Origin of the sequence: Burkholderia pseudomultivorans (assembly GCF_902499075.1) — a bacterium.
Classification (GTDB): domain Bacteria; phylum Pseudomonadota; class Gammaproteobacteria; order Burkholderiales; family Burkholderiaceae; genus Burkholderia; species Burkholderia pseudomultivorans.
In genome coordinates, this window is sequence record NZ_CABVPP010000003.1 from 41,933 (window position 1) to 54,762 (window position 12,830).

The window sequence follows — 12,830 nt, forward strand, 5'->3', positions numbered from 1 at the left end:
CCCGCGCATGCGCATCAGCCGCGCGGCTGCACGAGCGCGGCGAGCGCCTTCATCGCCTGGATATACGGATAGGGGCCGTGACTGATCCGCGCGACGCCGGAATCGGCGAGTTCGCCCAGCGTCGGCGTTTCCGCGACGCGCATCGCGTTGACCGGGAGCGGCGATGCCGCCGTCAGCCGGCGAATCAGCGCGGGGGATTTGAGGCCGGGCACGAACAGCCCGTCGGCGCCCGCGTCGGCATATGCGCGTCCGCGCGCCAGAACCGCGTCGACCAGCTGCTCGTCGTGCCGTTCCGCCGGCGTGACGAAGAACACGTCCGTGCGCGCGTTGATAAAATACCCGGCCCCCTTCTTGTCCGCCGACGCGCGCGCGGCCGCGATGCGGGCGGCGGCCGCTTCGACGCTGCGCACTTCGCCCGTCGCGGGCACGCTGTCCTCGAGATTGCAGCCGATCGCGCCGGCGTCGATGCTGAGCGCGATCGTCTCCGCGACGTCGTCGAGGCGCTCGCCGTAGCCGCTTTCGAGGTCGACGGTCACCGGCAGGTCGGTCGCGCCGACGATGCGAGCGAGTACTTCCATCACCAGCGCACGCGGAATGTGTTCGCCGTCCGCGAAACCGTTGGCCTTCGCGACCGACCAGCTTCCGGTCGCCAGCGCCGGCGCGCCGGCGTCGGCGACTGCGCGGGCGCTGCCGGCATCCCAGACGTTGAACAGGATCAGCGGATCGCCCGCGCGGTGCAGCGCGCGAAAACGGGCATGCTTGTCAGCAGTTGTCATCGATGTCTCTCCTGATGGGCGGAATCGAATGCCGTCGTGAAGGATACGTCTGCGGCACCGCGCGTGGAGAGAAAAATTCCGCACCGGCTCAGTCGCGCGCCGACGGATCCTCGGACAGCGTGCGCAGCTGGTCGCGCAGCCGGTCGACGTCGCCCGGCGGAAACGGCTTCTCGACCTCGGCATGCGTCTGCTGCCACAGCGGAAACGCTTCGGCCAGCAGCCGATCGCCGGCGGGCGTCAGCGCGAGCAGGCGGCTGCGCCGGTCGTCCGGATCCTGCTCGATCGTCACGAGGCCGCGCCGTTCGAGCGGCTTCAGCGCGGCCGTCAGCGTGGTGCGATCCATCGCGAGCAGCGACGCCACCGCTTTCATCGGCGCCGGCTGCGGCCGGTTCAACGACATCAGCAGCGAGAACTGGCCGTTGGTGAGGTCCAGCGGACGCAGCGCATCGTCGAAGATCCGCGCGAGATTGCGTGCCGCGCGCTGCATGTGCAGGCACAGGCAGCAGTCGCGCACCATCAGCGTCGTTTCGAAAGGGAGCTTTTCTTTGCGTGCCATGTTGCAATTGTGTTGATATCAACCTATCGTGTCAAGGTCGAGGCGCGGTAGCCCGCCGCGCCCGTCCTTGGAGGAGAAAGCATGAGTGCGCAACAGCAGTTGTATCTCGCCGTATTCCTCGGCAGCAAGGAGAGTCCGCGGATGAAGGCGTGGGCCGCGCTGCCGGACCAGGAGCGGCGCGCGAAGGAGCAGGAAGGCATGGCCGCATGGGGCGCGTGGGCCGAGCGGCATCGCGACGCGATCGTCGAGCTCGGCGGGCCGCTCGGCAAGACCAAGACCATCGGTGCGCGCGGCATCGCGGATACGGCCAATGCGATGGGCGCGTTCACGGTCGTGCGGGCCGCATCGCACGACGAAGCGGCGCGGATGTTCGAGGGCCACCCGCATTTCACGATTTTCCCGGGCGAGACGATCGACGTGATGCCCGTGCTGCCGATTCCGGGCAGATGAGCGGCGGCGGGCGAGCGGCGTGCGCCGTCGCCCGCGCGACGTTTCCCCGATCTTTCCGAATGGAGATTTGCGATGAAGCTTTACGGATTCGCCGGCACCCGGTCGCAGCGCGCGCTCTGGGGGCTCAAGGAGCTCGATGCGGATTTCGAATTCGTGTCGGTCAACCTGCCCGCGGGCGAGCACAAGCGGCCCGAATTCCTGCGCCTCAACCCGGCCGGCAAGGTACCCGTGCTGGTGGACGGCGATCTCGTGATTCCCGAGTCGGCCGCGATCGTGCTGTACCTCGCCGACAAGTACCCGGAGAAGGGGCTGCTCCCCGTCGATCCGGCGCAGCGCGCGCAAGCCTATCGCTGGGTCATGTTCGCGGTCACGGAACTCGAACAGCCGCTGTGGCGGATCACGCGGCATTCGTTCATCTATCCGCCGGAGAAGCGCAGTCCGGCCGATATCGAGCTGGCGCGAGAGGACTTCACGACGATGGCCGCGATTCTCGAACGGCATCTCGAAGGGCGCGAATTCATCGTCGGCGACACGCTGACGGTGGCCGACTGCGTGACCGCCTATCTGATCGACTGGGCCGGCGAGTGCAACCTGCTCGAGCCGTTCCCGCAGCTGCGCGCGTATCTCGAACGGCTGTATGCGCGGCCGAAGGCGCCGCAGCGGATCGCGGACACACGCAAGGCGGCGTGAGGGGCGTGAGGGGGCGCTGGCGGCGCAGGGCAAGTGCGGTGCGCTCGCCGCGCATCGCCTGACACCGCCTTGCGCTGCCTCATCACGTGTACAGCCTGCAGATCGGCGAGCGGTGTACGCCGACGCCCGCCGCCACCCCCGACGCGGATGCGAACGTCGCATTGCGCGTCAGGCTCGCCGCGTCGTCGACCGCGAACACGCCGGCGGCGCTCGTCTGCCTCCATGCGCCGACGCGAATCGCGGTACCCAGCGGCCCTTCGTCGAATTCGCAGCCGGATTGCTGCGCGAGATCGTTCGCCATCGGCGTGCGCGCGCCCACATCACGCTGCTCGACGTCTATCGCGCGGTGGGCGAGCCGCCGCCGTTTTCCGATCTCGTCTCCGACGACGAGCGCGAATGCCTGGTCGAGCAGGCGGTCAACGCGCATTTGGCGACGCTGAAGGAGGCCGAGGCGACGCTGCTCGCGCGCTTCGGCGAAGTCACGCTCGGCATGCTGTCGCGCGAATTCGAAGCGAAGCGTGCGAAGCGGCGCAACGCGCGCTGATGCGGCGCAGCACGGCCGCCGGCCGCGCACGACGTGCATTCCGGCGGGCCTGCCATGGCTGCATCGCGACGGTCTGTCCCCCAACTTCTGCCCGGTTCGTCCGCCACAGGGCAAAATACGGGTTTTCCGCACCCCGCGAGGGGGCCAGAATCACGCGCCGGGCGGCGCGGTGCGCGTGCCGCGCGCCGCCGCCCGGCGCCCAGGCAAGATTGCTCGCCGCGCGGCGAGCCCACAGGAGTCCAGACCTCATGCCCGAATCCAACCTGTCCTTCTTCGGCCGGCTGTCGCTTGCCGTCGGGACCTTCTTCTCCGTGCTCGGCAATCGCGAATTCGCCGCCGGCGTGCTGCGCGTGCGCGACGGCGTCCCGGCTCCGGTCGCGCCGACGCCGGCTGCCGCACCCGCACCGCAACCCGCGCCTGCGCCTGCGCCCGTCAAGGCTCCTGCGCCGGAACTGCGCGAAGCGAGCCCGCAGGCTGCGCTGCAGTTGCTCGGCCTGCTGCAGCGCGATGCGCGCTTCATCGATTTCGTCGAGGAAGACATCGCGGGTTACGCGGACGCCGATATCGGCGCGGCCGCGCGCCTCGTGCACGACGGCTGCCGCGCCGCGCTGCGCGAGCACTTCACGATCGTGCCGGTGCGCGACGAGGCGGAAGGCAGCCGCGTGACGCTGCCGGCCGGCTTCGACGCGACGGCCGTGCGCGTGACCGGCAACGTGGTCGGTTCGGCGCCGTTTACGGGCACGATCAGCCATCGCGGCTGGCGCGTCGCCGACGTGCGCCTGCCGAAGCTGACGGGCAGCCATGACGCATCGGTGGTCGCACCGGCGGAGGTGGAACTGTGAGCGATCCGCGCTATTCGATCGGTATCGACCTCGGTACCACCCACTGCGCGCTGTCGTACGTCGACAGCGCCGCGAGCGACGGCGAGACGATCGCGCAGCAGGTGCTGCCGATCGCGCAGCTCACCGCGCCCGGCGCGCTGGAGTCGCGCGACCTGCTGCCGTCGTTTCTTTACCTGCCGCACCCGAGCGAGCTGACGCAGGGCGACCTGACGCTGCCGTGGACGGCCTCGCGCGAGTTCGCGGTCGGCGAGATGGCGCGCAGCCGCGGCGCGGGCACGCCGATCCGCCTCGTGTCGAGCGCGAAGAGCTGGCTGTGCCATCCGGGCGTCGATCGCCGCGCGGCGATCCTGCCGAGCGACGCGCCGCCCGAGGTCGCGCGCGTGTCGCCGCTGGAAAGCTCGATCCGCTACCTGACGCATCTGCGCGAGGCCTGGGATCACGCGCATCCGGACGCGCCGTTCGTCGAGCAGGACGTGACGGTCACGATTCCCGCGTCGTTCGACCCGGCCGCGCGCGAACTGACGGCCGAGGCCGCGCGCGCCGCCGGCTATTCGCGGATGACGCTGCTCGAAGAGCCGCAGGCCGCGCTCTACAGCTGGATCCAGAAGAGCGAAGGCGGCTGGCGCAAGCAGGTGAAGGTCGGCGACCTGATCCTGTGCGTCGACGTCGGCGGCGGCACGACCGACCTGTCGTTGATCGCGGTGGTCGAGCGCGACGGCAATCTCGAGCTGCATCGCGTGGCCGTCGGCGAGCACATCCTGCTCGGCGGCGACAACATGGACCTCGCGCTCGCGCACGTGGTCGCGCGCAAGCTCGCGCAGCAGGGCACGCAGGCCGATCCGTGGCAGTTGCGCGCACTCACGTATGCGTGCCGCGGCGCGAAGGAGACGCTGCTGTCCGACCCGACGACCGACGCGGTGCCGCTGGTCGTGCCGAGCCGCGGCTCGAAGCTGATCGGCGGCTCGATCCGCACCGAGCTGACACGCGCGGAACTCACGCAGACGATCCTCGAAGGCTTCTTCCCGCAGGTCGACGCGGCCGCGCGCCCGGTCAGCCGCGCGCGTGTCGGTCTGACGCAGCTCGGCCTGCCGTATGCGCAGGACGCGGGCATCACGCGCCATCTCGCGGCGTTCCTCGGCCGCCAGGTCGCGGCGCTCGACACGCTCGAAGGCGTGCAGCGCACGCTGCCGGCCGGCGCGACGTTCCTGCATCCGACCGCGGTGCTGTTCAACGGCGGCGTGTTCAAGTCGACGCTGCTCACGCAGCGCGTGCTCGACACGCTCAACGGCTGGCTCGCCGCCGAAGGCGCGCCGCCCGCGCGCCTGCTCGAAGGCGCGGATCTCGATCTCGCGGTTGCGCGCGGCGCGGCGTACTACGGCTACGTGAAGCGCGGCCGCGGCGTGCGGATTCGCGGCGGCACGGCGCGTGCGTACTACGTGGCGATCGAATCGGCGATGCCCGCGGTGCCGGGGCTCGAACCGCCGGTGCAGGCGCTGTGCGTCGCACCGTTCGGGATGGAGGAGGGCTCGGATGCGGCGCTGCCGCCGCAGGAGTTCGGCCTCGTCGTCGGCGAGCCGGTGCAGTTCCGTTTCTTCGGTTCGTCGGTGCGCCGTCAGGATCAGGTCGGCACGCTGCTCGACTACTGGTCGCCGGAAGAGCTGCAGGAACTCGAGGAAATCCAGGCGACGCTGCCCGCCGAAGGGCGCACGGTCGGCGAGATCGTGCCCGTGAGGCTGCATGCGCGCGTGACCGAGGCCGGTACGCTGGAGCTCGAAGCGATCCCGAGCGGCACCGACGAGCGCTGGAAGGTCGAGTTCGACGTGCGCGGCACTGCCTGAGTGCGATGAAGCGCTATACGGTCGGTATCGACCTCGGCACCAGCAATACGGTCGTCGCGTATGTCGCGGCCGGCTCCGACGCGATCCGCGTGTTCGACGTCGAGCAGCTGGTCGGGCCCGGCGCGGTGGCCGCGCAGCCGCTGCTGCCGTCGGTCCGCTATCACCCGGCGCCGGGCGAGCTTGCGGCGGAGGCGCTGCGGCTGCCGTGGCAGGCGTCCGGCGCGCGCGACGCGGCGGGCGGCACGGCCGGCGGCCGTCGCGGTCCGGGCGATCGCGACGGCGGCAACGGCAGTGCGCTGCCGCCCGTGATCGGCCGCTATGCGCGCACGCTCGGCGCGCAGGTGCCGGGGCGGCTCGTGACCAGCGCGAAAAGCTGGTTGTCGCACGCGTCGGTCGACCGGCTCGCACCGATCCTGCCGTGGGGCGCGGCCGACGGCGTCGACAAGGTGTCGCCGGTCGACGCAAGCGCGAGCTATCTCGCGCACGTGCGCGACGCATGGGACGCGCGCTTTCCCGATGCGCCGCTCGCGCAGCAGGACGTGATTCTCACGGTGCCCGCGTCGTTCGACGACGGTGCGCGCGCACTGACGGTCGAGGCCGCGCGCCGCGCGCGGTTGCCCGCGCTGCGGCTGCTGGAGGAGCCGCAGGCCGCGTTCTACGACTGGCTGTACGGGCAGCGCGACGCGCTGCGCGACCGGTTCGCCGCGCCGCGGCGCGTGCTGATCTGCGACGTCGGCGGCGGCACGACCGATCTCACGCTCGTCGACGTCGCGCCCGGCGACGACGGCGAGCCGACTTTCACGCGCGTCGGCGTCGGCAATCACCTGATGCTCGGCGGCGACAACATGGATCTCGCGCTGGCGCGTCTCGTGGAACCGCGGCTGACCGAGCCCGGCGCGCGGCTGTCGGCCGCGAGCCTGTCGCAGCTCGTCGAGCGCTGCCGTGCGGCAAAGGAGCGCCTGCTCGGCGACGATGCGCCGGCGTCCGTCACCGTCACGCTGCTTGGCGCGGGCAGCCGGCTCGTCGGCGGCGCGCGTTCGGCGGAGTTGACGCGGCGCGAAGTCGAGCAGATCGTCGTCGATGGATTCTTTCCGCAGGTCGAGGCCGGCGAGCTGCCGCGCCGCGCGCGGGCCGCGATCGTCGAATTCGGGCTGCCGTATGCGAGCGACCCGGCCGTCACGCGGCACGTCGCGGCGTTTCTGAGCCGACACGCGGAAGGGCCGCTGCCCGACACGCTGCTGCTCAACGGCGGCGTGTTTCGCGCGCACGCGCTGGCCGGCCGTCTCGCGCAGACGCTCGGCGCGTGGCGCGGCGCGGCGCTCGACGTACTCCACAACGCGCATCCGGACGTGGCGGTCGCGCGGGGCGCGGTCGCCTACGGCCTCGCGCGCGCAGGCCATGCGCCGCGCATCGGCGGCGGCTCCGCGCGCAGCTACTTCCTCGTGCTCGGCGATGGCGACGGCGACGCGGCCGCGCGCGGCGTCTGCCTGCTGCCGCGCGGCGCGGAAGAGGGCCGCGAGATCCGCCTCGAAGATCGCACGTTCGCGCTGCAGCTCGGGCAGCCGGTGCGCTTCCACCTCGTGTCGACGGTGGCCGACACCGCGTATCGCCCCGGCGACCTCATCACGCTCGACGGCGGCGACTTCGTGCGGCTGCCGCCGATCGCGACCGTCGTCGACCGGCAGGCGGGCGGCGGCGCGCGCGAGACGCCGGTGAAGCTCACCGCGTCGCTGACGGAAGTCGGCACGCTCGAAATGCACTGCATCGCGACCGACGACGCGGCACGCCGCTGGCGGCTCGAATTCCAGTTGCGCGGCGATGCGCCGGCGCAGGACGACGAAGCCGCGCCCGCGCGACACCCGCGTGTCGATCAGGCGATCGAGCTGATCGACCGCTCGTTCGGCAGCCGCGCGGCGAACGTCACGCCGAAAGACACGCGCCGGCTGCGCGCGCAGCTCGAACAGGTGCTCGGCCCGCGCGACGAGTGGGACGTCGCGCTCGCGCGCGAACTGTTCGACGCGCTGCTCGCGCGTGCGCGTCGCCGGCGGCGTTCGGCCGATCATGAACGCGCGTGGCTGAACCTGGCCGGCTATTGCGTGCGCCCGGGCTTCGGCCATCCGCTCGACGCATGGCGCATCGAGCAACTGTGGCCGCTGTTCGACGACGGCATCCAGTATGTGAACGACGGGCAGGTCTGGTCCGAGTGGTGGACGCTGTGGCGGCGCGCAGCGGGCGGCCTCGACGACGACGCGCAGACGCAGGTGCGCGACGCGATCGCGTTCCTCGAACCGTCGCCCGACGACAAGCGCCGCAAGCTGCCGTTCGACCCGGACAAGGTCGGGCCGGCCGACATGACGCGATTGTCGGCGTCGCTCGAACGCTTGCCGGTCGAGCGCAAGATCGAGCTGGCCGAGCGCCTGATCGCGCAATTGCAGAAGCCGGCCGAGCGCGCGCTGTGCGCATGGGCGCTGGGACGCATCGGCGCGCGGCGCCCGTTCTACGGCAGCGCGCACACCGTGGTGCCGGCCGATGTCGCATGCGAATGGCTCGATGCGCTGTTCGCGCTCGACTGGAAGCAGGTCGAGCCGGCCGCGTTCGCGGCCGCGCAGATCGCGCGGATGACGGGCGACCGCTCGCGCGACCTGCCGGCCGACACGCGCGACGCGGTGATCCGCCGGCTGGGCGCGGCGAACGCGTCGCCGGCGTGGATCGACATGGTGCGCGAAGCGATCGCGTTCGACGAGGCCGACACCGTGCGCGTGTTCGGCGAGACGCTGCCGGCCGGGTTGAAGCTGCTGGGGGATTGACGGGCGGCGAGCCGAGCGGGGTGGGTCGTTCGGATTCCTTGCAGTGACGCTGCGCGCCTTGTGGTGTGATTCCCGGCATCGTCACGATGGCAGATTGCCTGCCGACGCGCGGCATCGGCAGGCAAGCGCTCGCGCAGGCCTGCGTCAGGCGTGAGTTGCGGGTTCGCGCTGCCGGTCGACCGACTCGACGAGCGTCGTGTTGCTCGCCTCCGGCGCGGCCGTGCGCCGCGCGAGGTGAATGCCTGCGAGCATGCAGCGCACCGATCCGCCGGCCAGTTCGATCGTCGGCACGTCGAGCGGCAGCAGCCGCGCGGAACGCTCGATCGTCGCGCGCTGCTCGCGCGTCAGGCAATCGAACGCGCGCCGCGACAGCGCGAGCACGCGCCCGTCCCGCCCCGACAATTCCAGCGTATTACCCGCGAAATTTGCGATCTGCGCCGCATCGAGCGCGATCACCGTGCGGCCCGTCTCGGCCAGGCGGCGCGCGATCTCGTCGCGGCGACGGCCGTCCGCGATCAGGTCGAGGCCGACCATCGCGAACTCGGTCGCGACGCTCATCATCACGTTGGTGTGATAGATCGGCCGACCGTCGGCGTCGGCCGTATCGAAGCAGATCGGCTCGAAATTGAAATGCGTGCAGAAGCGTTCGAGCGCGACCGGATCGGCGCGGCGCGAACGCGCGGTGTAGGCGATCCGCGCGACGTGGTCGAGCACCATCGCGCCGGTGCCTTCGAGAAACACGTCGTCGTATTCGAGTCCCGAGTAGTCGATCACATCCTGCACGCGGTACTCGGCCTTCAGCATCTCGACGATATCGGCGCGCCGCTCGCGGCGGCGGTTCGGGCTGTGCATCGGATACAGCGCGACGTGGCCGCCCGGATGCGTCGAGAACCAGTTGTTCGGGAATACGGAGTCGGGCGTGTCGCGCTCGCCGTGATCGTCGAACACGTGCACGCGCACGCCGGCGTCGGCGAGCGTCTGCGCGGCGGCGCTCACTTCGTCGCGTGCGGCCGCGGACACGTCGGATGCGCCGCCGGCCGACGCCGTGCGCTGGAATGCGTTGTCGGCCGCGGTCTGCGGGTTCGGCACGAAGCGGTGCGGCCGGATCATCACGACGGCGGCCGGTGCCTGGATCGATACGAGGTTCATGAGGAGCGGGAGCGAAAGGCGAGGGGCCGGGCGGCGCGTGCCGCCCGGCATTCGGAGCATCAGCGCGCGAACGCGGCGACGGCTTCGGCGACGAATGCCGCGTGGCCGTGCGCGACCGCGGCCGGATCGTCGATCAGCGCGAACAGGTTCTTCGGATCGACGGCTGGCGGAATCAGCGCGATCTCGACGCCCGCGTTGTGCTGCTGCGCCAGCGCATAGAGGTAGCGCAGCGCCGAGTAATCCTCGAGCGCGAAGCCGACCGAGTCGAACACCGTGATCTCGTCGGCGCGCTCGCGGCCGGTCGTTTCGTGCTGCAGCACGCGCCACAGTTCGGTCACCGGGAAATCGGCGGGCATCTGCTGGATCTCGCCCTCGATGCGCGACTGCGGTTCGAACTCGACGAATACGCGGCCCGCGCGCAGCACGTCCGCTTCCAGCTCGGTCTTGCCCGGGCAGTCGCCGCCGACCGCGTTCAGGTGCATGCCCGGCTCGATCATATCGGCCGTGACGATCGTCGCGTAGGCTTTGTCGGCCGTGACCGTCGTCACGATGTCGGCGCCGCGCACCGCTTCGGCGGTCGACGCGGCGCGCACGACGCGCAGCGCCGGATACGCGGCGAGGTTGCGCACCAGCTTGTCGGTCGCGCGCGGGTCGACGTCGAACACGCGGATTTCGTCGATACCGAGCAGCGTATGGAACGCGATCGCCTGGAACTCGCTCTGCGCGCCGTTGCCGATCAGCGCCATCGTGCGCGAGTCGGGCCGCGCGAGCGCCTGCGCGGCGAGCACCGAGGTCGCGGCCGTGCGCAGCGCGGTCGTCAACGTGAGTTCGGCGAGCAGCAGCGGGTAGCCGGTTTCGACTTCGGCGAGCGCGCCGAACGCCATCACCGTGTGCATTCCGCGCGCGGCGTTGATGGGGTGGCCGTTCACGTATTTGAACGCGAACAGCGACGCGTTCGCGACCGGCATCAGTTCGATCACGCCGTCGCGCGAGTGGCACGCGACGCGCGGCGACTTGTCGAAATCGGCCCAGTGCAGGTAGTCGGCACGCAGCGTGTCGACGAGCTGGCGCAGAAACGGCGTGACGCCGGTCTGCGCGATCAGTCGGGCGGTGGCGGGAACGTCGAGGAAGCGGGTCATGAGTCTGTCTCCATGGTTTTGCCGATAGCGCCGCTGCGCGGGCGCCGGCACGTCGAAACGCGTCGGCGCGGCCGGGGCAGCCGGTCGATGGAGACATTATTTCCGCGAGTGAAGCCAACAAATAGACAGCAAAAGTGGCAGATTTATCGATGGATTTGTCAAAATGCCGGTTCAGGATGACAATCTGTTCATTCGCCACTGGCTGGAATGCGCGGCGTGCGGCACGCTTGCCGGCCCGTGCGCGCTCTGCACGTTCAACAGGAAGGTTCGCCCATGATTACGCTCGACGACGTCGACCGACAGCTCATTGCGCTGCTGCGCGACAACGCGCGGCTGCCGGTCGTCGCGCTGGCGAAGGCGCTGCGCGTCGCGCGCGCGACGGTGCAGAACCGGCTGACGCGGCTGGAGAAGAACGGCGTGATCGTCGGTTATACGGTGCGGCTGAAGCCCGCGGCCGACCGGCACCGGATCCGCGCACTGATGTCGATCGCGGTGCAGGGCAATCGCGGTGCGGAAGTGGTGAAGGTGCTGCGCGGGCATCCGAACGTCGCGGCGATACACAGCACGAACGGGCGCTGGGATCTTGTTGCCGAACTGCACGCCGATTCGCTCGAGCATTTCGACCGCGTGCTCGGCGCGATCCGGTTGATCGACGGGATCGCGAATACGGAGACGAGTATTTTGTTGTCGACGCATAAGGCGTGAGCGGCCAGTGCGTATGGTATGCGTCGTATGAATGTTCTGACGCGTATCGAGGCAGTCGGACGAGCGATGACGTGAAAAAGATTGCCGCCGCATCGGAAGTCCATGCGCTCACCCGCCAGCGACCGGCGCCGCATGAGCATGTTCCCCCACCCGACCGCAACGACAGACGACGCATCGCCCGCGCTACCGTCCTCCCGCCTCCGCAAACTCCGGCTCCCCGAGCGTCAGCATCAACCGGTTCGCCCATCCGAAGATCGCGACCGCATGCGACAGGTCGAGGATTTCCTCGTGCGTGAGCCCCTCGGCTTCGAGCGCCGCGATATCGTCCGCGCCGACCGCATCCGGCCGCTCGGTCAGCGCGATCGCATAGCGCACGATCGCGCGTTCGCGCGCCGTCGTGCCGGCCGTCGCCGGAGCGTCGAACACCTGCTCGATCGCGTCGGTGCGCTTCGCGAGTTGCGCGAAGCGCTGCGCATGCACGGACGCGCAGTACACGCAGCCGTTCACGCGCGACACCACCGTGCTCGCCAGTTCGCGCTCCGCGCGCGACAGCCCGCCGGGCCCGTACATGATCGCGTTGAATACGCCCGAACGCTGCCGCAGGATCTCGGGCAGATGAACGAGCAGCAGATAGTAATCGGACGTCTTTGCCTGCGGATGGCTCGCGTCGAGCACCGCAAGCTGTTCGGGCGTCGCCGCGTCGAGCGGCACGGTGTCGAGCCACGCACGCCAGCCGAGCGTGTCGAACGTGAAGCCGTGAGCATGCGTCGTCATGCGGCCTCCTTCGCGACGCGCGCCTGCAATGCCTGGGCAGCCGCCGCGACGCGCAATTGATAGGCGACGAACGCGACGAGCTGCGACAGCGCGACGATCGCGGGCGTCGTGAGGCCGGCTGTTTTCAATGCGTCGAGATCGGACTGGCGCGCAGCGGCGGGAGACGTCGTCAGAAGCCGCGCATGCGCGAGGATTGCGCCGAGCCGCGCTGGCAGCGCGTCGAACGCATCGGCGTCCGCCTGCGCGATGTCGGCGTCGCTGCCGCCGGCGTCGATCAGACGCGCGCGATAGAGCGACGCCAGGGCGGGCGCGTTCGAGCGCTGCGCGACATACCGCGCCGCATGCAGGCGCTCGACCGGCGACAGCTCGGGCAGCGCGGGATCGAACAGCGCCGCTTCGCCGAGCTGCGTATGCAACCGCACCTTGTCGCGTGCGCGGCGCAGTGCGGCCGTGGCATCGCCGGCGCGCAGGCCGGCCACGCGGTCGATCGTATCCGGCGCATCGGCCGGCGTGAGGGAATCGGTCATCGTTTCGGTATCCGTCATCGTCAATGGAACAGG

The 12,830-nt window shown here is 70.4% G+C and carries 12 protein-coding genes and 2 pseudogenes; 7 read left to right on the forward strand and 7 right to left on the reverse strand.

Annotated elements, in window-relative coordinates:
• Positions 1-14: 14 nt before the first annotated feature.
• Complete coding sequence (locus BST28156_RS03705) at positions 15-776, reverse strand: isocitrate lyase/PEP mutase family protein (protein WP_174901516.1); 762 nt, start codon at positions 774-776, stop codon at positions 15-17.
• Between the two features lie 88 nt (positions 777-864).
• On the reverse strand, positions 865-1,332 hold the full coding sequence (locus BST28156_RS03710) for a MarR family winged helix-turn-helix transcriptional regulator (RefSeq protein WP_060247517.1): 468 nt from the start codon (positions 1,330-1,332) through the stop codon (positions 865-867).
• Between the two features lie 81 nt (positions 1,333-1,413).
• Here BST28156_RS03710 and BST28156_RS03715 point away from each other — a divergent pair, with 81 nt between their 5' ends.
• Together BST28156_RS03715 and BST28156_RS03720 are read left to right on the forward strand one after the other, a co-directional pair.
• Positions 1,414-1,782, forward strand: a complete 369-nt coding sequence (locus BST28156_RS03715) for a YciI family protein (RefSeq protein WP_060247515.1) — start codon at positions 1,414-1,416, stop codon at positions 1,780-1,782.
• Positions 1,783-1,854: 72 nt separating this feature from the next.
• Positions 1,855-2,472 (forward strand): glutathione S-transferase family protein, encoded by a 618-nt coding sequence (locus BST28156_RS03720; protein WP_174901517.1) that lies wholly within the window; start codon positions 1,855-1,857, stop codon positions 2,470-2,472.
• Positions 2,473-2,554: 82 nt separating this feature from the next.
• Here BST28156_RS03720 and BST28156_RS03725 read toward each other — a convergent pair.
• Positions 2,555-2,791: pseudogene (locus BST28156_RS03725) on the reverse strand (NAD(P)/FAD-dependent oxidoreductase); the annotation flags it as partial.
• Between BST28156_RS03725 and BST28156_RS03730 the strand changes: the two are divergent.
• From BST28156_RS03730 to BST28156_RS03745, 4 genes and pseudogenes are all read left to right on the forward strand, one after another.
• A pseudogene (locus BST28156_RS03730) lies at positions 2,792-3,016 on the forward strand (transcriptional regulator); the annotation flags it as partial.
• 248 nt (positions 3,017-3,264) lie between these two features.
• On the forward strand, positions 3,265-3,858 hold the full coding sequence (locus tag BST28156_RS03735; protein ID WP_174901518.1) for a DUF2760 domain-containing protein: 594 nt from the start codon (positions 3,265-3,267) through the stop codon (positions 3,856-3,858).
• Positions 3,855-5,696 carry an Hsp70 family protein gene (locus BST28156_RS03740; RefSeq protein ID WP_060247504.1) on the forward strand — a complete coding sequence of 614 codons (1,842 nt, stop codon included), beginning with the start codon at positions 3,855-3,857 and terminating at the stop codon, positions 5,694-5,696. Before BST28156_RS03735 ends, BST28156_RS03740 begins: the two co-directional genes overlap by 4 nt.
• Before the next feature lie 5 nt (positions 5,697-5,701).
• Entirely contained in the window at positions 5,702-8,503 is a 2,802-nt protein-coding gene (locus BST28156_RS03745) for an Hsp70 family protein (RefSeq protein ID WP_174901519.1), read from the forward strand.
• Positions 8,504-8,647: 144 nt separating this feature from the next.
• Here the strand turns inward: BST28156_RS03745 and ctlX are convergent, their stop codons facing one another.
• The gene (ctlX, locus tag BST28156_RS03750; protein WP_174901520.1) at positions 8,648-9,652 is read right to left on the reverse strand and encodes a citrulline utilization hydrolase CtlX; all 1,005 of its coding nucleotides are present in this window, start codon (positions 9,650-9,652) and stop codon (positions 8,648-8,650) included.
• 59 nt (positions 9,653-9,711) lie between these two features.
• Complete coding sequence (gene ocd / locus BST28156_RS03755) at positions 9,712-10,791, reverse strand: ornithine cyclodeaminase (protein WP_174901521.1); 1,080 nt, start codon at positions 10,789-10,791, stop codon at positions 9,712-9,714.
• A 273-nt stretch (positions 10,792-11,064) separates the two neighbouring features.
• Between ocd and BST28156_RS03760 the strand changes: the two genes are divergently transcribed.
• On the forward strand, positions 11,065-11,496 hold the full coding sequence (locus tag BST28156_RS03760; protein WP_009694543.1) for an Lrp/AsnC family transcriptional regulator: 432 nt from the start codon (positions 11,065-11,067) through the stop codon (positions 11,494-11,496).
• A 183-nt stretch (positions 11,497-11,679) separates the two neighbouring features.
• Here the strand turns inward: BST28156_RS03760 and BST28156_RS03765 are convergent, their stop codons facing one another.
• Together BST28156_RS03765 and BST28156_RS03770 are read right to left on the reverse strand one after the other, a co-directional pair.
• Complete coding sequence (locus BST28156_RS03765; protein WP_174901522.1) at positions 11,680-12,270, reverse strand: peroxidase-related enzyme; 591 nt, start codon at positions 12,268-12,270, stop codon at positions 11,680-11,682.
• The gene (locus tag BST28156_RS03770; RefSeq protein WP_174901523.1) at positions 12,267-12,797 is read right to left on the reverse strand and encodes a CMD domain-containing protein; all 531 of its coding nucleotides are present in this window, start codon (positions 12,795-12,797) and stop codon (positions 12,267-12,269) included. Before BST28156_RS03770 ends, BST28156_RS03765 begins: the two co-directional genes overlap by 4 nt.
• Between the last annotated feature and the right edge of the window lie 33 nt (positions 12,798-12,830).

What these genes read in the sequence shown, in the direction of transcription:
- BST28156_RS03745 (WP_174901519.1), top strand. Translation starts at nt 5,702, where the DNA reads ATGAAGCGCTATACGGTCGGTATCGACCTCGGCACCAGCAATACGGTC.
- ctlX (WP_174901520.1), bottom strand. Translation starts at nt 9,652, where the DNA reads ATGAACCTCGTATCGATCCAGGCACCGGCCGCCGTCGTGATGATCCGG.
- BST28156_RS03735 (WP_174901518.1), top strand. Translation starts at nt 3,265, where the DNA reads ATGCCCGAATCCAACCTGTCCTTCTTCGGCCGGCTGTCGCTTGCCGTC.
- BST28156_RS03770 (WP_174901523.1), bottom strand. Translation starts at nt 12,797, where the DNA reads ATGACCGATTCCCTCACGCCGGCCGATGCGCCGGATACGATCGACCGC.
- BST28156_RS03760 (WP_009694543.1), top strand. Translation starts at nt 11,065, where the DNA reads ATGATTACGCTCGACGACGTCGACCGACAGCTCATTGCGCTGCTGCGC.
- ocd (WP_174901521.1), bottom strand. Translation starts at nt 10,791, where the DNA reads ATGACCCGCTTCCTCGACGTTCCCGCCACCGCCCGACTGATCGCGCAG.
- BST28156_RS03720 (WP_174901517.1), top strand. Translation starts at nt 1,855, where the DNA reads ATGAAGCTTTACGGATTCGCCGGCACCCGGTCGCAGCGCGCGCTCTGG.
- BST28156_RS03765 (WP_174901522.1), bottom strand. Translation starts at nt 12,270, where the DNA reads ATGACGACGCATGCTCACGGCTTCACGTTCGACACGCTCGGCTGGCGT.
- BST28156_RS03710 (WP_060247517.1), bottom strand. Translation starts at nt 1,332, where the DNA reads ATGGCACGCAAAGAAAAGCTCCCTTTCGAAACGACGCTGATGGTGCGC.
- BST28156_RS03715 (WP_060247515.1), top strand. Translation starts at nt 1,414, where the DNA reads ATGAGTGCGCAACAGCAGTTGTATCTCGCCGTATTCCTCGGCAGCAAG.
- BST28156_RS03705 (WP_174901516.1), bottom strand. Translation starts at nt 776, where the DNA reads ATGACAACTGCTGACAAGCATGCCCGTTTTCGCGCGCTGCACCGCGCG.